Origin of the sequence: Devosia sp. (assembly GCF_048261455.1) — a bacterium.
GTDB lineage: Bacteria > Pseudomonadota > Alphaproteobacteria > Rhizobiales > Devosiaceae > Devosia_A.
On record NZ_JBLXGA010000020.1, the window covers coordinates 1 to 21,420 of the forward strand.

22 protein-coding genes and 1 pseudogene are annotated in these 21,420 nt (G+C 64.0%); 8 read left to right on the forward strand and 15 right to left on the reverse strand.

Annotated features, from left to right (window positions below):
• The 4 genes and pseudogenes from ACN0TK_RS16440 to ACN0TK_RS16455 form a co-directional block, all read right to left on the reverse strand.
• Window positions 1–191 (reverse strand): annotated as a pseudogene (locus ACN0TK_RS16440) (molecular chaperone DjiA); the annotation flags it as partial.
• A gap of 121 nt (window positions 192–312) precedes the next feature.
• Window positions 313–1,098 (reverse strand): hypothetical protein, encoded by a 786-nt coding sequence (locus tag ACN0TK_RS16445; RefSeq protein WP_417310617.1) that lies wholly within the window; start codon window positions 1,096–1,098, stop codon window positions 313–315.
• 134 nt (window positions 1,099–1,232) lie between these two features.
• The gene (gene metF, locus ACN0TK_RS16450) at window positions 1,233–2,132 is read right to left on the reverse strand and encodes a methylenetetrahydrofolate reductase [NAD(P)H] (RefSeq protein WP_417310618.1); all 900 of its coding nucleotides are present in this window, start codon (window positions 2,130–2,132) and stop codon (window positions 1,233–1,235) included.
• Window positions 2,129–3,097 (reverse strand): ArsR/SmtB family transcription factor, encoded by a 969-nt coding sequence (locus ACN0TK_RS16455; RefSeq protein WP_417310619.1) that lies wholly within the window; start codon window positions 3,095–3,097, stop codon window positions 2,129–2,131. Before ACN0TK_RS16455 ends, metF begins: the two co-directional genes overlap by 4 nt.
• 237 nt (window positions 3,098–3,334) lie before the next feature.
• Here ACN0TK_RS16455 and ACN0TK_RS16460 point away from each other — a divergent pair, with 237 nt between their 5' ends.
• Window positions 3,335–4,381, forward strand: coding sequence for an aldo/keto reductase (locus ACN0TK_RS16460; RefSeq protein ID WP_417310620.1), 1,047 nt, complete (start codon window positions 3,335–3,337; stop codon window positions 4,379–4,381).
• 54 nt (window positions 4,382–4,435) lie between these two features.
• Here the strand turns inward: ACN0TK_RS16460 and ACN0TK_RS16465 are convergent, their stop codons facing one another.
• Window positions 4,436–5,569, reverse strand: a complete 1,134-nt coding sequence (locus ACN0TK_RS16465) for a DUF2336 domain-containing protein (RefSeq protein ID WP_417310621.1) — start codon at window positions 5,567–5,569, stop codon at window positions 4,436–4,438.
• 177 nt (window positions 5,570–5,746) lie between these two features.
• A complete protein-coding gene (katG, locus tag ACN0TK_RS16470; protein WP_417310622.1) occupies window positions 5,747–7,924 on the reverse strand; it encodes a catalase/peroxidase HPI in 2,178 nt (725 codons plus the stop codon).
• 175 nt (window positions 7,925–8,099) lie between these two features.
• Here katG and ACN0TK_RS16475 point away from each other — a divergent pair, with 175 nt between their 5' ends.
• A complete protein-coding gene (locus tag ACN0TK_RS16475; protein WP_417310623.1) occupies window positions 8,100–9,017 on the forward strand; it encodes a LysR substrate-binding domain-containing protein in 918 nt (305 codons plus the stop codon).
• Here the strand turns inward: ACN0TK_RS16475 and rarD are convergent.
• A complete protein-coding gene (gene rarD / locus ACN0TK_RS16480) occupies window positions 8,965–9,894 on the reverse strand; it encodes an EamA family transporter RarD (protein ID WP_417310624.1) in 930 nt (309 codons plus the stop codon). The genes ACN0TK_RS16475 and rarD overlap by 53 nt on opposite strands.
• Window positions 9,895–10,056: 162 nt before the next feature.
• Between rarD and ACN0TK_RS16485 the strand changes: the two genes are divergently transcribed.
• From ACN0TK_RS16485 to ACN0TK_RS16500, 4 genes are all read left to right on the forward strand, one after another.
• Window positions 10,057–10,509, forward strand: a complete 453-nt coding sequence (locus ACN0TK_RS16485; RefSeq protein ID WP_417310625.1) for a host attachment protein — start codon at window positions 10,057–10,059, stop codon at window positions 10,507–10,509.
• Window positions 10,510–10,695: 186 nt separating this feature from the next.
• Window positions 10,696–10,980, forward strand: coding sequence for a hypothetical protein (locus ACN0TK_RS16490; protein ID WP_417310626.1), 285 nt, complete (start codon window positions 10,696–10,698; stop codon window positions 10,978–10,980).
• Window positions 10,981–11,393: 413 nt separating this feature from the next.
• Window positions 11,394–11,678, forward strand: coding sequence for a hypothetical protein (locus tag ACN0TK_RS16495; protein ID WP_417310627.1), 285 nt, complete (start codon window positions 11,394–11,396; stop codon window positions 11,676–11,678).
• A gap of 483 nt (window positions 11,679–12,161) precedes the next feature.
• A complete protein-coding gene (locus ACN0TK_RS16500) occupies window positions 12,162–12,455 on the forward strand; it encodes a hypothetical protein (RefSeq protein ID WP_417310628.1) in 294 nt (97 codons plus the stop codon).
• A 117-nt stretch (window positions 12,456–12,572) separates the two neighbouring features.
• Here the strand turns inward: ACN0TK_RS16500 and ACN0TK_RS16505 are convergent, their stop codons facing one another.
• The 8 genes from ACN0TK_RS16505 to tam form a co-directional block, all read right to left on the reverse strand.
• On the reverse strand, window positions 12,573–13,163 hold the full coding sequence (locus ACN0TK_RS16505) for a hypothetical protein (protein WP_417310629.1): 591 nt from the start codon (window positions 13,161–13,163) through the stop codon (window positions 12,573–12,575).
• 181 nt (window positions 13,164–13,344) lie between these two features.
• On the reverse strand, window positions 13,345–14,187 hold the full coding sequence (locus ACN0TK_RS16510) for an alpha/beta fold hydrolase (RefSeq protein ID WP_417310630.1): 843 nt from the start codon (window positions 14,185–14,187) through the stop codon (window positions 13,345–13,347).
• Window positions 14,188–14,281: 94 nt separating this feature from the next.
• Window positions 14,282–14,854 carry a DUF6969 family protein gene (locus tag ACN0TK_RS16515; protein WP_417310631.1) on the reverse strand — a complete coding sequence of 191 codons (573 nt, stop codon included), beginning with the start codon at window positions 14,852–14,854 and terminating at the stop codon, window positions 14,282–14,284.
• Window positions 14,851–15,258 carry a hypothetical protein gene (locus ACN0TK_RS16520; protein WP_417310632.1) on the reverse strand — a complete coding sequence of 136 codons (408 nt, stop codon included), beginning with the start codon at window positions 15,256–15,258 and terminating at the stop codon, window positions 14,851–14,853. The genes ACN0TK_RS16515 and ACN0TK_RS16520 overlap by 4 nt, the downstream gene beginning before the upstream one ends.
• Complete coding sequence (locus ACN0TK_RS16525; protein ID WP_417310633.1) at window positions 15,255–16,469, reverse strand: YeeE/YedE family protein; 1,215 nt, start codon at window positions 16,467–16,469, stop codon at window positions 15,255–15,257. Before ACN0TK_RS16525 ends, ACN0TK_RS16520 begins: the two co-directional genes overlap by 4 nt.
• 90 nt (window positions 16,470–16,559) lie before the next feature.
• The gene (locus tag ACN0TK_RS16530) at window positions 16,560–17,468 is read right to left on the reverse strand and encodes a sulfurtransferase (RefSeq protein WP_417310634.1); all 909 of its coding nucleotides are present in this window, start codon (window positions 17,466–17,468) and stop codon (window positions 16,560–16,562) included.
• A 451-nt stretch (window positions 17,469–17,919) separates the two neighbouring features.
• Window positions 17,920–18,597 carry a DUF2161 domain-containing phosphodiesterase gene (locus tag ACN0TK_RS16535; RefSeq protein ID WP_417310635.1) on the reverse strand — a complete coding sequence of 226 codons (678 nt, stop codon included), beginning with the start codon at window positions 18,595–18,597 and terminating at the stop codon, window positions 17,920–17,922.
• 15 nt (window positions 18,598–18,612) lie between these two features.
• The gene (tam, locus tag ACN0TK_RS16540) at window positions 18,613–19,377 is read right to left on the reverse strand and encodes a trans-aconitate 2-methyltransferase (RefSeq protein WP_417310636.1); all 765 of its coding nucleotides are present in this window, start codon (window positions 19,375–19,377) and stop codon (window positions 18,613–18,615) included.
• A 174-nt stretch (window positions 19,378–19,551) separates the two neighbouring features.
• On the opposite strand from tam, the gene argG reads away from it, so the two are divergent.
• Together argG and ACN0TK_RS16550 are read left to right on the forward strand one after the other, a co-directional pair.
• Window positions 19,552–20,889, forward strand: coding sequence for an argininosuccinate synthase (gene argG / locus ACN0TK_RS16545; RefSeq protein ID WP_417310637.1), 1,338 nt, complete (start codon window positions 19,552–19,554; stop codon window positions 20,887–20,889).
• A gap of 168 nt (window positions 20,890–21,057) precedes the next feature.
• A complete protein-coding gene (locus ACN0TK_RS16550) occupies window positions 21,058–21,348 on the forward strand; it encodes a GIY-YIG nuclease family protein (RefSeq protein ID WP_417310638.1) in 291 nt (96 codons plus the stop codon).
• Window positions 21,349–21,420: the final 72 nt, after the last annotated feature.

The window sequence follows — 21,420 nt, forward strand, 5'->3', positions numbered from 1 at the left end:
TCGGACGCCGTCACCGCGCCGTCCGACACGGCCATCTTGGCGCTGAGCGCAATCAGAGCGAGGGTGAATGCGGCATCCTTGCCGCCGGGGAGCCAGGTATCCGGATCGAGCGCATTCGCCAGCGAACCCACGACACCGGTGCGCTCGCCGACCGAGCCGATAAAGGCGCCGAGGCGCTGCCAGACGGACACAGGGCTCTCCAGATTGCCATGGTGTGCAAACGTCGACGTCGCCGACTCAATTCGAATTTGTCGTAACACGAAAGCGGGCGGCCGCCCACGCAGGGCGCCCGTCGCGCTTTATGAACCCTGACTAGAACAGCAGGAAGTCGAAGTCGCGGTCGTCACGGAACCGCCGGCGATTGTCGCGATTGGGACCCTCGTCGAGGAAGAACCCATCCGGATCATAGTCGCTGTCATTAGCTGCCGAGCCGGAGCGGTTCGTATTGATCAGACCGCGCCGCTCCAGATAGTCGGCGAGCGAGCCGGAATCCCACTCCTCCAGCTGATCGCCATAGATCACCTCACCCTCGTCATCACTGAGCGGGAAAGGCTCGACGGACGGGGAACGGCTGGCCTGCTGGCGCGGCGTTTCGTCGATGATCAGCGGCGTCTCGGCAGGTGCCGAAGGCTGCGACGGCAGCACTGCGACGCTGCTCGTGGCAGGACGTGCGCTGCGCGGTAGCGGCACCGGCGGCGTCTCCTCCTCGCGCGGCAGCGAAGCCACATCCGTCGTCCCCGGCAGGCTCACCGGCGCGGCAGGCTTTGGCACGGAGCCAGAATTGACCGCCGGCGCCTTCACGGCAGCAGGTGCGGCCGGCGCATCGGAGATATAGTCGGGCAAGGGCTTGCCGATCTGAACGAATGTGTCGACCGGATCGCCCGAGACGCTGGCAGTCTCGATGGCATCGGGCGTCGCAGTCGGTTTGGCGGCCGGCAGCTGCAGCTTCGGCGCGGTCGTGACGGCTGAAGTGTCGGAGGTCATCGTCATGGCGCTGTCGCTCGGGCTGCCCAGCAGCACGTTCGCAGCAGGCACCGCGAGGATCACGAACAGGCCGGTCCAGGCAAGACCGCCTTTGAGCTTTGAATCGAACTTCATCTTGCGAACAGCCCCTAGTCAGTGCCCCCGCACCGCATGGGTGAACGAAAGCCGATCAACGTGGCCATATTGTGGATTGGCCAGCATTGGGAACACTGCGCTTTCGTGGCTGAACGGGACCTGAACGCCGCGCCTCAATCCGGCCGGATGCCGAGCAAACGCGCCAGCGCCAGAATGAGACTGGAGCGGTTGAGCGTATAGAAATGGAACTCGGTATGGCCTGCATCGACCAGTTCCAGAACCTGCTCGGCGGCGACCGCAGAGGCCACCAGCGCGTGGGTCTCCGGGTCCTCGTCGAGGCCCTCGAAACGGGCCGCCAGCCAGTCCGGGATCGAAGCCCCGCACCGCGCCGCAAATCCCGAAATCTGCTTGAAACTGTGGATCGGCTGAATCCCCGGCACGATCGGCGCGGTAATGCCCGCTGCCCGCGCCCGCTCGACGAAACGGAAATAGTCGTCGTTGTCGAAATACATCTGCGTGATGGCCCGCGCCGCCCCCGCGTCGAGCTTGCGCTTCAGATTGTCGATATCGGAGGCCCAGTCGGCGCTTTGCGGGTGCTTTTCCGGATAGGCTGCAACCGTGATGTCGAACTCCCCGATGCGCCGGATGCCGGCAACGAGATCAGCCGCATTGGCATAGCCTTCGGGGTGCGGCGTAAAGGGCTGACCGATCCCTTCGGCCGGATCGCCGCGCAAGGCAACGATACGGCTGATCCCCGCGTCCTGATAGCCGCGCACCACGGCATCGACTTCGTCGCGAGACGCGCCGACACAAGTCAGATGCGCCGCCGCATCGACCCCGGTCTCGGCCTTGATCGAGCGCACCATGCGCAGCGTGCGCTCGCGCGTCGACCCGCCCGCCCCATAGGTCACCGACACGAAACGCGGATTGAGCGGCGCCAGCCGGTTGACGCTCTCCCAGAAGCGCTGCTCCATCACGTCGGTCTTGGGCGGAAAGAACTCGAACGAAACCTGGAAAGGCGGCCGCGCATCGCCGGACTGACGGCTGGCGCGAGGATCGTTAGGCAGGGTCATGACGCAAGGGTTCCGGTTTCGTCGATAAGGCGCCAGAGGCACACGGTAAGTCCCTCGTCGGCATTGGCGGGTGGAAAGCTGCGCAGTTCGGCGACGCCAAGCCCGGCGGCACGCGCCCAGTTTGCCATCTGCTCGGCCCCGAGGCCAAGCCGCCGGTGCGCGTGGTGAGTGCGTAGAAATTCGAGTTCATGCGGGCCGAAATCGATCACCAGCATTTCGCCGCCGGGCGCCAGTGCTTGCCGCGCATGGGTCAACATCCGGCCCGGATCGTCGAAATAATGCAGCACCTGATGCAGCACGATCAGATCGGCCTTGCCGATACCGGGGTCGAGATCGGCGATATCGCCCAGCCGCACCTGGGCATTGGCAATCCCAGCGCTGCCCAGCTTGGCCCGTGCCACCGCGATCATCTCGCGGCTCGAATCGACGCCGATGCCGCGCCGATACACATCGGCCAACAGTTCCAGCATACGCCCCGTGCCGGTCCCCAGATCAAGCATGAAGTCGACCTTGCGGCCGCCCATGATTTCGACAATGCCGGCCTCGACCGCCTCTTCCGGCACATGCAGCGCGCGCAGCCCGTCCCAGCTCTCAGCCACCGTGGCGAAATAGGCGGCGGCCTGGGTTTGCTGGGCGGCGTGAACCGCATCGAGACGCGTCTTGTCGCGCTGGCGCTCGGGGTCGTCGGTCGGCAGCCTGTGGATCAGCCAGCGGGCCAGATCGCCCCCCACCATGTCGTCTTCGGCCAAACGGTAATAGGCCCAGGCGCCTTCGGCATTGCGACGCACCAGACCGGCATCGGCAAGCAGCTTCAGGTGACGCGAGACGCGCGGCTGGCTCTGGCCAAGAATTTCAGTGAGATCCTTGACCGACTGCTCGCCGTCGGCGAGCAATGCGAGCAGGCGCAGACGGGTGGGTTCACCCGCCGCACGCAGCATGCCGATCAGGTCTGTCGAGTCGCTCATGCACCCTCACGAGATATAAAGATATCTTTATATCTATCGCGCCGAGCGGTCCAGCGTTTCATCGCGCCACAGCTTTCGATCACCAATAAACCCTTATCATCCGGGCGACAGGGCCCACAGCTGGCGGCGCCGCCATGGCGCAGTCTGACGAAGGCGCATCACTGCTTTACCTAACGCTACCTAACCCTGTTCAATGGCGCGGGGTCGCGTGCGCGCGATCCGTATTGGAGGAGTTTCATGAAATATCGCTATCTGGGCCGCTCAGGCCTTCTGGTCTCGCGCCTGTGCCTCGGCACCATGACATTCGGCAATTCGCAATGGGGCTGCGACCAGGAAACATCTAGCGCGCTGGTCGACAAATTCGTCTCGGGCGGCGGCAACTTCATCGACACGGCGAACGGCTATTCGGGCGGCGAGTCCGAGAAAATGCTGGGCGTGGCGCTGAAATCGCATCAGCGCGACGAACTGGTCATCGCCACCAAATGCTGGTTCCCGACATCAAGCGCCACCAACGCCCGTGGCCTGAGCCGCAAGAACATCGTCGAGGCTTGCGAAGCGAGCCTCAAGCGGCTCGATACCGACTATATCGACCTGTATCAGTTCCATGGCCCCGACCCGCAGACTCCGATCGAGGAATCCCTGCGGGCGGTCGGCGACCTGATCCGCGCCGGCAAGATCCGCTATCTGGGCTGTTCGAACTTTTATGCCTGGCAGATCGCCCATGCCAACGGCATGGCAGCGCTCAAGAACTACGAGCCGCTCGTATCGGCCCAGCACCTCTACAATCTGGTGCGCCGCGACATCGAAAGCGAAATCCTGCCTGCCTGCGACAATCTCGGCCTCGGCATGATCTGCTGGAGCCCGCTGGCCGCGGGCATGCTGTCGGGCAAGTACCGCAACAAGGACAAGCCCGACGAACTGTCGCGCATCGGCATCCAGGCGTCGATCACCCTGCCCCGCTACTGGTTCGACGATGCCTTGAACATGATCGATGTGGTCTGTGAGATGGCCGACGATCTCGGCCGCAGCCCGGCCCAGGTCGCGCTGAGCTGGCTGCTCGGCGACGAGCGCGTGACGGCCGCCATCATCGGTGCCCGCAAACTCGAGCAGCTCGAAGACAATATGGCTGCAGGCGATTTCGATCTGAGCGCCGAACAGCGCCAGAAGCTGACCGACGCCATGCCGCTCAAGCTCGGCTATCCCTATGAATGGATGGAAACCAATCTGGCGAGCACGTTCAAGCAGCACGAAATGGCGCCTGCGCATATGCAGCGCCTGCCCTGATACGAAAAACGGGCGGCCATTGGCCGCCCGTTGTCACTTTACTCGATACTGCGCCTAGTTCGTGGCAGAGATCTTTTCATCGGTATTGCCGCGCCGGCGGAAAGCATGTGTCCGCCAGAGCTCGAAAATGCCCTGCGCCTCTTCCTTGCTCAGCGCCTCGAAGCGGGTGCGTACCTTGGACAGGTCGTCCTGGGTCGGCATGTCGCGCCACGGCATGGTCGATACGATGGCCTCGAACAGGTCCGGCGCCACGCCGAGTGCCCGTAGAGCAACGGTCACGGCCACATAGTCCTGCATGGCCAGCCATTTGACAAAAACTTCCGGCCCCACATGCAGCAGCATGGTGAGCGCCGCAGCGCTGTGATGGCCGTAGCCGAAGCGGGCAAACCGCACCAGCGCACGCTCATTGAGCTCCTTGCGGTCGGACAGCGCCTTGACCTGATTATAGGCGACCTTCCATTCCTGCGCCGAAAAGCCGGCCCGGTTCCGCATCCGGTTATAGACCACCGCGCTGACCTTGCCCGCGGTCTCGCGATCGACCTTGACCGCGTCGCCAGCAATGGTCTCGAGGATCTTGCCGCTTTCGGCGTTGATCTCGCCACCGAGCGATTTCCAGTCGATGTCCTCGCGACCGCGAAGATCATTGGCGATCGCCTGATTCTCGGCCGCCAGCCTGGCAAGCTTTTGCAGCGTATGGACATCGAGTTCGGCATTGGTGTTGCGCACCAGACGCGTCACCGATTCCTCCTCGCCATGCTCGACAATAGCTTCGCCGACGCGCGCCGCGACTTCTTGGCGACCGGCAATTGCGACGCGATGCGCCTCGGACTGCTTGGACGCGATCTCGATCAGATCGTCGTCCGACAGAACGTTCGAGAATTCAAGCAGGGGCGTGGCCACCCGAATCTCGTCATTTGCAAGCTTGACGACCACGTTGCCGGGCGCCCGATCGAGCGGAGCCAGCAGCTTGGCGACGTGTTCACGCGCTTCCATCTCGACCAGTTCGGCGAGCTGACACAATACTTCATCGTACTGCATGACCTGCTCGTCATCACAACGATCCGAGACGTAGGAGAACAGCTGGGCCATGTTTCGGAACAGCTGGTCTCTTTCGACGATGTTGGAATCCCCGTTCAGGACCCGAAAAGTCGAGAAAGCGCGTGCCTCGCCTTCATCCAGTTCAGTCATGTCACTTCCTTCCGGCTTCTGCCGACGACACGCTACCTTGCACCCACAGGTACATTCGGGCGCTGAAAGCAACGCGCGGCAGTTGAACGAAATGCCACCGAACCAGGCAAGGTCTCGTCAACCTACGAGCCACGGAAGCACCGAGGGGACAATGGCCCCCTCGGTGGCCAGTTCCTCTCAGGCGAGGTCGAACCGGTCGGCGTTCATTACCTTGACCCACGCAGCGACGAAATCGCCGGTGAACTTTTCGGCGGAATCCGACTGCGCATAGACCTCGGCCAGCGCACGCAGCTGCGAGTGCGAACCGAAGATCAGATCGACGCTCGTGCCGGTCCAGCGCAGATCGCCACTCTTGCGGTCACGACCTTCGTAAACGCCCTCCTCGCCCTCCTTGGGCTGCCAGGCGGTCGCCATGTCGAGCAGGTTGACGAAGAAGTCGTTGGTCAGCACTTCCGGCCGGTCGGTGAAGACGCCGTGTTCGTTGACGCCCGCCTTGAGCACACGCAGTCCGCCGACCAGCGCGGTCATTTCCGGACCCGTCAGCCGCAGCAGCTGCGCCCGGTCGACCAGACCTTCTTCAGGTGCCATGAACCGGCGCGGGCTCAGATAATTGCGGAACCCGTCGGTGCGCGGCTCGAGCGCCTTGAATGAGTCGACGTCCGTCTGCTCGATCGATGCATCGGTCCGCCCCGGCGTGAACGGCACGGTGATCTGCTGCCCGGCCTCGCGCGCTGCCTTCTCGATGCCCGCACCACCGGCGAGGACGATCAGGTCGGCCAGCGAGACCTTCTTGCCGCCGGACTGGCGTGAGTTGAAGCCGCCCTGGATGGTTTCGAGCTTGGCCAGAACATGCGCCAGTTGCTCGGGCTGATTGACCTCCCAGTCCTTCTGCGGCGCAAGCCGGATGCGTGCGCCATTGGCACCACCGCGCTTGTCGGACCCGCGGAAGGTCGAGGCCGAGGCCCAGGCGGTCGAAACCAGTTCGGAGACGCTGAGGCCCGACGACAGGATCGTCGCCTTCAGCTCGGCGATATCAGCCTCGTCGATCAGTTCGTGATCGACCGGCGGCACGACATCCTGCCAGATCAGGTCTTCCGCCGGCACTTCGGGGCCGAGATACCGGGCCTTGGGACCCATGTCGCGATGCGTCAGCTTGAACCAGGCGCGGGCAAAAGCGTCGTTGAACTGGTCCGGGTTCTCGAGGAAACGCCGCGAGATCTTCTCGTATTCAGGGTCGAAGCGCAGCGCCAGGTCGGTCGTCAGCATGGTCGGCAGACGCTTTTTCGACGGATCGAACGGATCCGGGATCGAGGCCTCGGCATTCTTGGCCTGCCACTGCTGCGCCCCGGCGGGGCTCTTGGTCAGCTCCCACTCGAAAGCGAACAGATTCTCGAAGAAGTGGTTGCTCCACTGCGTCGGCGTCTGTGACCAGATGACTTCCGGCCCGCCGGTGATCGCATCGGCGCCGACACCCGTGCCATGCGTGCTCTTCCAGCCCAGCCCCTGATCCTCGAGCGCTCCGCCTTCCGGCGCTTCGCCGATGAACGAGGGATCCCCCGCGCCATGGGTCTTGCCCAGCGTATGCCCACCGGCGATCAGCGCCACCGTTTCTTCGTCGTTCATCGCCATGCGCGCAAAGGTCTGGCGGATGTCGCGGGCGGCCGCGACCGGGTCGGGATTGCCGTTCGGCCCCTCGGGATTTACGTAGATGAGGCCCATCTGCACCGCACCCAGCGGCTCGGACAGCTCGCGCTCGCCGCTATAGCGTTCATCGCCGAGCCAGGTGCCTTCCGGCCCCCAGAACAGCTCTTCCGGCTCCCACACATCGGCGCGGCCACCGGCGAAGCCAAAGGTCTTGAAGCCCATGGATTCGAGCGCGACATTGCCGGTCAGCACCATCAGATCGGCCCAGGAAATCTTGTTGCCGTACTTCTGCTTGATCGGCCAGATCAGCCGGCGCGCCTTGTCGAGATTGGCATTGTCCGGCCAGCTGTTGAGCGGCGCGAAGCGCTGCTGTCCGGCGCCGGCGCCACCCCGGCCATCGGTGATGCGATAGGTACCGGCGCTGTGCCAGGCCATGCGGATGAACAACCCGCCATAGTGACCGAAATCGGCCGGCCACCAGTCCTGCGAGTCGGTCATCAGCGCCCTGAGGTCAGCCTTGACCGCGTCCAGATCCAGCGTCTTGAACGCTTCGGCATAGGCAAAGTCCGGTCCCATCGGGTCCGACAATGCCGAGTTGCGGTGGAGGATCTGCAGGTCCAGCTGATCCGGCCACCAGTCGCGATTGCTATGGCCACGTGTCCCATGCACCACCGGGCATTTGCCGGCGCCGCCTTCACTCAAGGCATCCATGTTGATCTCCGATCTGTCTTCGAGACTGAAATGTCTGGGCCGCGGGGCTCCGCAATGCGGCACACGCCCGCCACCGGCTCAGCCGGCCTGCCCTTGGCAGCAGTTATGGCCCACGAGGCAGGATAACACCAATTGATTGTCCTGCTTGTGATGATAACATAGACTTATCATGACTATGACCCTGAGACAGCTCCACTATGCCACGACGCTCGCTGAAACCGGCCATTTCGGCCGTGCTGCCGAGCGCTGCCACGTCTCTCAGCCGGCGCTCAGCCAGCAGATCCGCCAGATCGAGGAGCTCTGCGGCGCGGCGCTGTTCGACCGGCTCGGCAAGTCGGTGCGCCTCACGCCCTTTGGTCACGAGTTCGTCAGCCGGGCCCGCCCGATCCTCGAACAGACCGACGCGCTCGAGGCGATGATCGCCGGGCGGCGCGGCGAGCCCGACCGTCCCCTCCGATTCGGTCTGATTCCCACGGTCGCGCCCTACCTGCTGCCCGAGATCTTCCCGGTGCTCGAACGCGACCTGCCAACGCTCACCTTCGCCGTCAGCGAGGCGCGCACCGATGCGCTGCTCGAAGCCCTGGTCGACGGCAGCCTCGATCTGGCGCTCATCGCCACCGAACCCGAACCCGGGGGACCCAGACTCACGCTCGCGCCGCTGTTCGCCGATGAATTCGTGCTGGCGACCGACGCCAGCGCGCCCGTCTCGGAGCCCGTGCCGCTCGCCACGCTCGACCGCACCCGCATGCTGCTGCTCGACGAAGGCCACTGCTTTCGCGAACAGGCGCTTGCCGCCTGCGCCATCGACCCAGAGGCCAGCCGTCGCACCTTTGCCGCCACCTCCCTGTCGACCATCGTTGAATTCGTCGCCAACGGTCAGGGCGTGACGCTGCTGCCGGAGATCGCCATCCGCAAGGAGGCGACCGACAGCCGCATTCAGATCCACCGGCTGGCGGCGCCCGGTGCGCGGCGCATGCTCTATCTGGTGTGGCGCGAGGCGACGCCTTTTGCGCCGCTGTTCGAGCAGGTCGCTGCGACGATCAGGCCGTTGAGGGCGGCGGCACCGGCACCCGGGCGCGTCGCCGCCGAATGATCGAGTCGGCGGTGTAGACCGCCAGCGAGAACCAGATGAACCCGAAGCTGACGAGCCGCGTCGTGTTGAGATGCTCGCCCATAACGAAGATCGCCAGCAGGAAGGCGATCGACGGTGCGAGATATTGCAGCATGCCGATCGTCGCCAGCCGCAGCCGCTGCGCCGCATAGGCAAAAAGCAGCAGCGGGATCGCGGTGGCCGGCCCCGTCAGCATCAGCAGCACCATGATCGTCGGTTCGCCCTGCGCCCCGAGCCCGCCGTCGCGAATGAGGCCATAAGTCAAATAGCCGATCGCCAGCGGGCTCATCAGCAATGTTTCGACGAAGAGCCCCGTGGCCGAGGAGGCCTGTGCCGTCTTGCGCAGATAGCCATAGATCGCGAACGAGAAAGCCAGCGTCAGCGCGATGAACGGAATATTCCCCAGTCCCGCCGCCTGGATGCCGATGCCGATCACTGCGATCCCCACTGACACCGCCTGCCAGCGGTTCAGCTTCTCCCCCAAAAGCGCCATGCCCACGGCGACGCTGACCAGCGGATTGATGAAATAGCCGAAACTGCCCTCGAGCAGTTGCCCAGACTCCACCGCGTAGATGAAGACCAGCCAGTTGAGGCCCAGCACCAGCGCCGACAGCGCCATGGTGCGCACCGCCTTGCCGTCGCGCAGCACGGCGCGCACTTCCTTCGTGCGGCCGCCGACGATGAGGATCGCGCCGACGAACAGCACCGACCAGATGGTCCGGTTGGCGACGATGGTGATCGACCCTGCCGGCTCCAGCGCATCGAACAGCAGCGGCAAAAAGCCCCAGAGTAGATATGACGCCAGTCCGGCGACGAGCCCGTATTCCCCCGGTTTCTCGTGAACTGTAACGCTCGCCATGGCCCTCACTCCCGGCCGTTTGGCCTTACTCGCGCTGCCTCCATATCAGCGGTCACACTCTCGCACCAATCAGAGTTTGTGATCGGCATCGGCGGGCGAAGCGTCGGCATCGAAATCGATGTCTCGCGCGTTGACCGCCACTAGCCAGAACAGGAGTTTTAGATGAAAGCCACGACCACATGGATCCTGATCGCCGATGGCGCTGAGGCCAAGGTATTTGCCCACCGCGGGCCGGGAAAAGGCCTTCAGATCGTCGAGAACATGCACTTTTCGCAAGAACCCCTGCAGGCACGCGACATCATGGCCGACCGCCCCGGCAACGCCACCGGCTCGCAGGGCGCGCGCAACAGCGGCGGCGTTGAATATTCATCCGATCCAGTCGCCGTCCGCGAGCGGCGTTTCGTCGAGGAGGTCGCCAGCGAACTCGACACCCGCCTGAACAAGGGAGAATTCGAGCGCCTGATCATTGCCGCCGCGCCGACGGCGCTGGGCGACATCCGCCCCGCCCTCAGCAAGGGCGTCAAAGCGACCGTCCTCGCTGAACTCGACAAGGACCTCACCAATGTGCCGACAGCACAATTGGGCAAGCATTTCGACGCGGTCCTCGCGGTCTGATTGCCGCTGAAGATCACGATGCGAGCCGGCCATCCACAGGTGGCCGGCTCTTTTTTCGCACTGCGCCTCCGCCGCACAGGGCGCCCTATCGCTGAATATCAAGTGAACCAGCAGTCCAGTTCGCATTAAGTCCGGGCCGTACAGACTTCCCTCCAACGTGCACAGCACACATGAAGGGAAACCGAAATGAAACGTCTTGTCAGCCTCACTCTCGCAGCCACCGCAGCCCTTACCTTTGCCGCTCAGGCCAATAGCGATCACTGGGACAAGTTCAGCTGCTACGCCTACGTTCACGATCAATGCTACAACAGTGGCGAGGACAACTGTTCCGACGAGGGCTATGCCTGGGGTCTGAACGAGTGCGACGGCTACTACCCCTCCTCAACGAAGCGGCACCAGTTCGCCGGCAGTTCCAACCTGAAGAGCCCGGCGACCGGCACCAGCAAGCGCAAGGTCATTCGTCGGGACTGACCCGCAGGCTTGGTTTTGTGGTGCAGGGCCAGCCCTGCCCCCATCGCAGATGAAAATGATCCCGGCCGCACCATGCGGTCGGGATCATTGCATTTTGTAAGTGCGTAGGTGCTGGTGGCTGTTCGTCGCTCATCATCGCGAGCAAGTCTGCTGCCCGACCGAGCGCCACGACTGAATGAAACCCACAACCACTTGGATCCTGGTCGCCGATGGTGCTGAGGGCAGGATATCTGCCCACCGGCAGCCTCCCGATGAACGGCCAGTTTTTCGGCCGTCACAGAGCCTTTGCGAAGCACGCACGGCGGCGTGCACGCGGTGAACGCCACATGAACCCCCCGCCCAGAACCAATTAATATTAGTTCCCTTAGAAGCCCTTTCATCGCATTCAGCGACAAACCTGAAAGGACTTGAAAATGAAACGACTGATTTCTGTCTCCGCCCTGCTGATCGTCGGCCTCACCTCCGCCGCGCAGGCCGAATACAACACACTCATCGGCTGCTACGCCTACAACCACGATCAGTGCTTCCCGAACGGCGGCGAGAACGTGTGCGAAGGCGACTGGTACGAGACCGCACTGGACGGCTGTCACCTCGAGTTCCCGAACGCCTCGGGTGGAACAAAGCAACTGATCCGGAGCAAGTCGCTGGCGAGCCCGATGACCAGCACCAGCAAGCGCAAGGTTATTCGCATCGACTGACCGTCTTCCCTGGTTGCCAATGCGGCCGGAGATTGCCGGCCCCTCAAAATGAAAATGATCCCGGCCGCGACGTGCGGTCGGGATCATTGCATTGTGTAGGTGCGTTTGCGCTGGTGGCTATTCGCAGCTCATCGTCGCCAACATGTCGGCTGCACAATCCAGCGCCACCTTTAGGTGCAATCCACAAACACATGAATCCTGGATGCCCCATGGCGCTGAGGCCACCGTATTGTCCGCCGCGAACACGAAAAAGGTTTTCTTCCGGTCTCCTCAGAGCCTGAACCGCCGACTTCGATCTTTAGGCACTGATTGGGCACTCCGTGGACGGCCACTTTTTCCCGCCTGTCGAAAGACTACTTTCAAGCGCACGCGACGTCGTCGATGTGGTGAATGCCACATGAACTCCCGCCCCAGCTCCAATTAATATTAATCGCCTTAGAAGCCCTTTCATCGCATCGAGCGAAACATTGAAAGGAACTGACCATGAAGAAACTGATCGCTGCCTCTGCATTTCTGCTTCTCGGCTTCACCTCCACGGCCCAGGCCGAATACAGCACCCTGTTCGGCTGCTATGCCCATGTGCACGACCTTTGCTATCCAGGTGGCGGAGAAGGCGTCTGCGATGACGGCGCGTACGAAGAAGAGCTCGACCACTGTGACGAGATTTTCCCCAGCGCTTCCAGTGGCTCTGGCAATTCCAAGCATTTCGCAAAGAGCACGTCGCTTGCGAGCCCGATGACCAGCACCAGCAAGCGCAAGGTCATCCGTCGGGACTGATCGTCGACCTGGCGAGTTGATGCGGCCGGTCAGTGCTGGCCCCACCTAATGAAAATGATCCCGGCCGCACCCTGCGGTCGGAATCATTGCATTGTGCAGGTGCGTCAGCGCTGGTGGTTACTCGTAGCTCATAGTCGCCAGCATGTCGGCGGCACGATCCATCGCCACCTGCTGGTCATCGACCACCGACCAGTAGACCATCTGGATCGACCCATAACCCTCTTCGATCAGATAGTAGTTCGTGTAGAACAGATTGAAGTCGCCGGTATCGACTGTGTAGTTGAGGTAATTCCACTCCTTGCCGTTCCACGACTCGGTGCCTTCGCCGACCACTTCGACCCTGCTCGGATCGTTGTTCGCCGGGATTGCAGCATTCTGCAAAACGCGCGAGCGGAACACGCCCTTTGGCACGGTGGCGGTCTCGGGAATGGACGAGAACCCCGTGCGGTCGTCAGCCGAGTAGAACAGGAACTCCTGCACGGCCAGCGGATCCTGCGGCAGCCACACCGAGTCATCTACGCAAAATGAGAAATCCATCCGCTCGCTTTGCAGGCGCAGAGAACAGGCTGCAGAATTGCCGATGGCAGGTGCCGTGGTTTCCGTTGTCGCGGATTGCGCCAACGCCAAAGGTGCCGACAGCACACTCAGCCCCAGCGCCGCCATTCCCAATGCAGCTCGTACTGTCGTTCCAATCTTCGCACGCGTCATTTGCGCAGGTCCTCTCTCGTCTGTGTTTTGAGCATTGCACCTGAAGGCATCGCCTCCGGAACAATGCGCCCTGTACTTGGACGTTCCAGGCACCAGATTGCTTGGGTCTGTTCCCACTGACAAGATTTTATTTCTTGACCAAGGCTTAAGGCGTCCAGCGCCACCCGACCGGTCGTACGGGTCAGCCGTCCAGCGCTTCGTCGGCGCCGTGCCCCGTGACGGCATCGAGAAACTCGAGCAGGATCGGGTTGAACAGGTCCGGACGCTCGAAGCTGGGCAGATGCGCCGTCTCCTCGATCATCACGGCGAAGCCGTTCTCGATCTCTTCCGACAGTTCATCGTGCAGCGTGATGATATCGGCGCAGTCGAGTTCGCCCACCACCAGCAGCGTCGGCGCCGTCAGCGTGTGCAGATTATCATAGGCCGAGATCATCGCATCTTCCTCATGCGACAGCTCCGGATGCGACAGGTGAATCTCGTTCATCGCCAGGAACAGATCACGGCGTTCGCCCTCGACGCGGCCGGACTGACCATAGGGACCATCCAGCCACTGATGCGCCTGGATCCGATTGGCCGTGCCGATCGTGCCGCGCTCGATGGCATATTCGGCCGCCTCTTCGAGCTGCGCGACTTCTTCATCCATCTCGTCGGTAATAGCGCCGCTCACGGCCGTCCCCATAAGCACCAGACCGATGGTGCGCTCTGGATGTTCCAGCGCGAAGTCGAGCGCGATACCGCCGCCCATAGACGCGCCCACGAACACTGCGGCATGAATGCTCAGCCGGTCGAGCACGGCTTCGAGATCGACCAGATGGCTGAAAGCCACGTCATTGGTTTCGGTCTCGCCAAAACCGCGCCGGTCATAGCTGATGACGTGATAGCCTTCGTTGACCAGCGTCTGCATCTGATCGGCCCACATGCGCCGGTCGGTCACACCCGCATGCAGAAACACCACCGGAATGCCGACGCCGTCGGATTCTCCACGGATCTGCGCGCCATCGAACTCAATCTCAAACGGGGTCATGCACGGCTCCTGTCGCTACGAGCGCGCCATAACACCGCCATGCCCGCGAACACAACGCATCACCCGCCGAATTCCGGCAAGCGGGGCGCCGCGATCAGCTTATGACGTGTTCGGACAGAACCTCCAGAGCACGATCATCCCGCACATCGGCGCCACCATGCGCTGCCAGCGCTCTGTCACGTGCATGGATGAGTTCGGTGATTTCCGCCTCATAGGCGACGAGCACCGCTGTCAGCCAGCGATTGACCAGATAGTTCGGCCGCGGCATCTGCATGTCGAAGCGGGTGAGCAGCGGTGCGAGTTCACCGGCATCGAGCCAGTCGTCACCCACCACCCACTGGTTCACGGTGAACAGCCGCAACAGACGTCCCTCGGCGTCGACCCCGACGGCGACCAGGTGGTGGATCGGGCCATTCGGCCCCTCGGGCCGGACGAAGCAGTGAAAATGCCCGTGCTCGGCGACGCCTTCTTCGGCCGGATGACAGTGATAATACCACTGCGCCTGGCTCGCCGGGTCATAAACGTCGCCCTCGGGGTAATGCGCGAAGGCAGAAAGACTGGTGACGCCCGCCAGCGTTTCGCTGAGCACGCTGAGCCCGCCCTTGGCGAGGATCGACTCGCAAAAGGCGATCTCGGCCAGCGCCTGAGTGCGGGCGTCTTCTGTCACTCCGCACCCTCCACGACGAGATCCGGGGCTTCCTCGCCTGCCGGTTTCGCCTTGGGTGCGGGTGGCGGCGGGGCGAGCTTGGGCTCTTCAGCAGCAGCAGCCGGCGGCTTGGCCGGCGGCGGCGGTGGTGCCTTCTTGCCACTGCCAGCGCTTTCGGGCGGCTTTGCCGGCGCCGGCGGCGGCGCCTTCAATGTCGGCACGCCGGCCGCGCACGGCGCAGTCGGCACGCCTGCGGCACAGGGCGCCACAGCCATGCCAGCCGAGCACGGCGCTGCGCCCGAGGCGGTCGCCGTCGCCTGCTGGCTCGGGCGCGGCGGCACGGGATGGGTCACGTGATCATAGGCGATCGCCGCGGTGGAGGCCGCCAGAGCGGCACCGAAGAGCAATGTGTTGCGCGCGCTCATTTCTTCGAAAATCCGTCAAGACCAAACAGGGGACGCAGCGCAATGCCGCCGATAGAGCCGATGAATGCCATCACGAACCACAGCCAGCCGTGCAGGCTCCCGGTCGCGACGCCCGAAAACAGCGCCCCGATATTGCAGCCAAAGCTCAGCCGGGCGCCGTAGCCCATGAGCAACCCGCCGATGATTGCCGCCAGCAGCGACCCGAGCGGCAGTTTGGCCTTCGGGGCGAACTTGCCGGCAATCGCCGCAGCGGCCGCGGCCCCCAGCACCAGACCGAAATCCAGCACCGACACGGTATCGGCCAAAACGCTGGACGACAGCGCCTGTGCCTGGGCCGGTGCCTGCCAGAAGGCCCAGCTGGCGACATCGATGCCGACAGCCTGCGCGATCTTGGCGCCCCACAGCCCGAACCCATAGGTGATCGACCACGGATGTCCGGCGACCAGCAGCACGGTGACATTGAGCGCTGCGAGCGCCAGCCCGGCCCCGACCAGCGGCCAAGGGCCACGCCAGATCCACGACCAGCCCGGACGCCGCGGCCCGGGATCCGTCTCCAGCGCGCCATGCACATGCCGCTCGATGACGGCCGTGACATAGGCGACCGCTGCCAGCCCGGCGACCGTGACGGCAATCGCCGTCCCGACACCCAGCTCGGCCCCCAGGCTGATCGGCGGCAGTGACGGCAGCGACAGCCAGAACGGCAGATGCGCGGTGCCCACCAGCGCGCCAATGATGAAGAAGGCCAGCGTCACCAGCATGCGGGCCGAGCCACCGCCCACGGTGAACAGCGTCCCCGAACCGCAGCCGCCACCCAGCTGCATCCCCAGCCCGAACATCGCCGAGCCGAGGAACACCGAAACGCCGACCGGCGCGATGGCCCCGACGATCCCCTGCCCGCCGATATTGCCGGCGGCCACCAAGGGGATCATCGCCAGCGCGGCGACGCCGATCGCCAGCATCTGGGCGCGCATGCCGCGGCCCCGCTGTTCGACCACCATGCGGCGCCAGCCGCCGGTGAAGCCAAACGAGCCGTGGTAAAGCGCCACGCCCAGTGCGCCGCCAATCACGAACAGCGCGCCCTGGCGCAGATCGACCAGCGCGGTGATCGCCACAAAGCCGACCACCAGCATGAAAAGCGCCACGGCCAAAGGCCGGCGGTCCGCTGCGGCGGGCGGCAGATAGTTCGGCGCGGAAACGGAAAGATCGCTCATCTTGAAAGCATCACTCAGCTCATTGAAAAACCGGGCACCGGACGCAGTTTCTGCATCCGATGCCCGTCAGACCCTGCGGTGTAAACCCGCTTACTGAATCGGGCGGGCCGGATCGGCTGCCCATTCGGACATAGAGCCGTCATACATCGTGGTGTTCTCGTCGCCACCGATTTCATGCAGCGCGAACCAGACGACCGACGCCCAGTGACCGGTGTTGCAGAAAACGATGTTCTCCTCACCCGAGGCCAAATCGACGCCGATCTCGCTGGAGAGCGCCGCAACCGTCTCCGGCGTGGCAAAGCTGGCGTATTCGGCGCTGTAGAGCTTGGAGTTCGGCAGGTTCACGGCGCCCGGAATGGTGCCTTCGATCCTGACGACCGGCGACTTGGACTCGCCGAGATACTGCGCCTCGGGGCGGCCATCGACCAGCTTGGTGCCGCTCTCGAGCGCCGCTTCGACATCGGCGGTGGTGGCGCGCAGCTCGGGCTGGATCTCATAGGGGAATTCGGTCGGCTCGGGCGTCACCGCCTCGGCGACACGCTCGCCACCGGCGGCGTCATACTGGCGCCAGCCGCCATCGAGGATCGAAACCTCGTCGTGGCCGAGATATTTGAAAGTCCAGTAGATGCGGGTCGCACCACCGAACTCCGACGAATCCGTGCCCCACGGGACGATGACCACATGGTCATCGCCGTCGATGCCGAGGCTGCCGATCAGTTCGGCAATCTGCTCCGGCGGCGGGATCTGGCCCGGCACGCCGTCGATCTCGGTGCGCCAGCCGGCGGTCGCATAGGGGGCGACGACGCCATGGGCGAGATAGGGCAGATCGCCCAGATCGGTGCCTTCGATATCGCCGCGGATATCCAGAATGACGACATTGTCGTCGCCGGCGTGCGCCTTGACCCAGTCGGCGGTGACCAGCGGCGTGGCGTCGGCAGCATAAGCGGCAAGGGGGGCGGCAGCGATGAACGCGGCAGCAGCGAACGATGCGAAGCGCATGAGAAAACTCCTTCGGAAACTGTCGCCTATTCTATCGAACCCGCCACCCCCAATCGACGCCGCGGAAACCAAATCCCGCGCACCCCGGATAAAGTCGACCTCAACTGTCGCTATTGGCAGAGAATGATTTTGCTTGAGCCACGTAAGACGGCCATCCGCCAGCCGGATGCTCTGTCGCTCTGCACGGTCATCCTTCCCACCTCCGTATCGACCGTATGACCATCGCCCCCCCGATTTTTCTGCCTGCACTGGCGCCAGTGTGCGGCGCCTTGGACCGCCGGGGATAAAGCTTGATTTTTCGTAGATTCGGCAATGGCTTGCCGCCAGTACCGGAATCACTTCACGAGCGGCGCCCAGCGCCGTGACCGAAGTTTGCCGCGAACTCGCCTTCGCCCTGCCGCGATGATGAACGCTTCCTGACGCGCGTCCGAGATCGGTGCGGATTTCTCGGCTAGTCTGCCGGCAGGTCGCGCACCGCGCCCTCGCCCTTCGGGGTCAGCCGGTAGATGCCCCGCTCGACCCGCTCGAACCAGCCATAGTGATCATCGGCCATGATGGAGCGCGCCCGCCCGACCGAGGTCGCTGCTGCAACCACCGCTGCCTTGCACGGCCCCGCGGCGCGCAGATGCAGCGCCACGCGCACCGCATCCTGCCGGTAGGCGGTGACGATGGTGGTGCGGGTGCTGCCGCCGAGATTGGGGTCGCCCGCCCGCCGCGCGAACTCGCGCAGCATGCGGCCTGCACGCGCCTTGGATTTCCGCGGCGCATAGGGGCCAGGATCGAGATGGATTTCCGCCAGCCCGTCACTGAGCCGGATGGTGATGAGCCCCAGGCCCAGCCGCCGGCAGAGCGTCAGGTTGGCCTTGAGCGCCGAAAGGAATGGCCGCCCCGCGCCGCGTGGCACCGCGACATAAACCAGATCGGTGATCGCCAGCCGCGCCACCGCCTGGTGGAAGAGCGTCAGCGAGAACCCGGCCTTGAGCTCGACGATCACCGGCGGCTCGTCGCCGCGCACGGCAAAGACATCCGCCGCCCCGATCTCGGACTTCACCACAAAACCCTGCCCCTCAAGCAGGGCTTTGACGGGCGGATAAAGCTCGGTCTCTTTCGGTTTCGCTGTCCGCGCCACGCGCCCGTCCCTACCCTAGCGCACCGCGACGATGAACAGCCGCGGAAAGCGCAGCAGCACCTTGCCATCCGATGTCGCCGGATAGGCCTCGGTGATCGCCGCCAAATAGCGCGCAAGGAAATCGGCTTCCTCGTCGGCACTCAGCGGATCGAGGAATGGGCGGAGCCCCGTGCCCTTCACCCACTCGACGATCGCTGCGGGGCCGGCGAGCACGTGGTTATAGATCGTGTGCCAGATTTCGAGCCGCGACGCTCCGGGCGCCAGCGCCTCGTAATAGGTCGCGACGGGCGGCAGCGGCGCCCTTGCGGCATCCGCAAGCCGCGCGGCCCACAGGCCATCCGCCGCCACATCGCGCATCAGCTGATGAGTGGGTTCGGCCATGTTGTCGGGCATCTGCACCGCCAGCACCCCGCCCTTCGGCAGCGCCGCGACGACCTTCGGCAACACAGTCAGATGCTCCGGGATCCACTGATAGGTGGCGTTCGCGAACACCAGATCCGTGCCCGGCTCGGGCATCCAGCTATTGGCATCGGCTTCGGCAAATTGCACCTGCGGCAGTCGCTGCCGCGCCGCCGCCAGCATGGCGGGCGAGCTGTCTAGCCCCGTCACCGCGGCATCGGGATAGCGCCCGACCAGCAGTTCGGTGGAATTGCCCGGCCCGCAGCCCATGTCGACGACCCTCTGCGCCGCCGTCAGCGGCACCTGCGCGACGAGGTCACGCGCCGGCCGCGTCCGCTCGTCTTCAAAGCTCAGATAGGTGGATGGGGACCAGTCGGGCATGGCGACACTCCTTGGGGTGTGAGCGGTTTAGGCCCGACCGGCCCCGTTGGAAAGAGCGCCCGGCACCCGCCGGCCCGACCCCCTGCGCGCTGCTGCCGCTAGGCGCGGCGCGTGAAGTTTGCTATGCGCCCCGGCAGCATCACCAACTTTTCGAGCCGACTGGAGCCAACCCCCGTGTCCACCATTTTGAAGAGCCTGCCCAAGGGCGAGAAAGTCGGCATTGCCTTTTCCGGCGGCCTCGACACCAGCGCCGCCCTGCTGTGGATGAAGCTCAACGGCGCCAAGGTCCATGCCTATACCGCCAATCTCGGCCAACCCGACGAGACCGATTATGACGCCATTCCGGAAAAGGCGATGGAGTTCGGCGCCGAGAACGCCCGGCTGATCGACTGCCGCACCCAGCTGGTGCATGAGGGCATTGCCGCCATCCAGTCCGGCGCCTTCCACGTCACGACCGGCGGCATCACCTATTTCAACACCACCCCGCTCGGCCGCGCCGTAACCGGCACCATGCTGGTTTCGGCGATGAAGGAAGATGGCGTCAACATCTGGGGCGACGGCTCGACCTACAAGGGCAATGATATCGAGCGCTTCTACCGCTACGGCCTGCTGACCAACCCGAACCTGCAGATCTACAAGCCCTGGCTGGACGACGAATTCATCGAGGAACTGGGCGGCCGCGCCGAGATGTCCGCCTTCCTCACCGCCAACGGCTTTGGCTACAAGATGAGCGCCGAAAAGGCCTATTCGACCGACTCCAACCTGCTCGGCGCGACACATGAGGCAAAGGATCTCGAAAGCCTCGACACCGGCATCAACATCGTCAGCCCGATAATGGGCGTCCCCTTCTGGCGTGACGACTGTGATGTGAAAGCCGAAAAGGTCACGGTGCGCTTTTCCGAAGGCCAGCCCGTGGCGCTCAATGGACAGACCTTTGCCGACCCGGTCGCCATGTTCCTCGAAGCCAATGCCATCGGCGGCCGCCATGGCCTCGGCATGAGCGACCAGATCGAGAACCGCATCATCGAGGCCAAGAGCCGCGGCATCTACGAGGCGCCAGGCATGGCGCTGCTGCACATCGCCTATGAGCGGCTGGTGACCGGCATCCACAACGAGGATACGATCGAGCAGTACCGCATTAACGGCATGCGGCTCGGGCGCCTGCTCTATCAGGGCCGCTGGTTCGACAGCCAGGCGCTGATGCTGCGCGAAACCGCCCAGCGCTGGGTGGCGAGCGCCATCACCGGCGAGGTGACGCTGGAGCTGCGCCGCGGCAACGACTACTCGCTGATGAACACCGAAAGCCCCAACCTCACCTATGCCCCCGAGCGGCTGAGCATGGAAAAGGTCGAGGACGCGCCGTTCTCCCCGGGCGACCGGATCGGCCAGCTGACGATGCGCAACCTCGATATCGCGGACACGCGCGCGAAGCTGGATTTGTACGGCAAGACCGGCCTGATCTCCGGCACCGAGGGCGGCGAGATGTTCCGGATCGAGGGCGGGAAGGACTGAGGTTCCGCTGAGGACTGGACATGAGGGGCTCCGCCGGTGGCGGGGCCCTTTTTTGTTTTGGCCGCCCGCCGCACGTTTGCGCATACGACTAACTGTTCTCTCGGTCCTCATGGCCGGGCTTGTCCCGGCCATCCAGTTGCGGGACGATGCAGCGTGGAGGGCACGGTCATGAAGGGCTATGTCTATATCCTCGCCTCGAAGCGCAACGGCACGCTCTATTGCGGCGTCACGCGAGATCCCTCGCGGCGCTGGTTTGAGCACCAGCACGGGCTGACACCCGGGTTCACGGCGCGCTACGGCGTGCACCGGCTGGTATGGATCGAGGAACACGACCTCTTGGTCTCTGCGATCCAGCGCGAAAAGAACATCAAGAAATACCCGCGCCGCTGGAAGCTCAACCTCGTCGAAAGCCTGAACCCGGAGTGGGAAGACCTGAGCCCCTGGCTACTGGGACGCTAACCCGCAGGGCGCCGCGGGCCTGAGGTCTGGATCACCGGGACAAGCCCGGTGATGAGGGGGAGAAATTGAGCA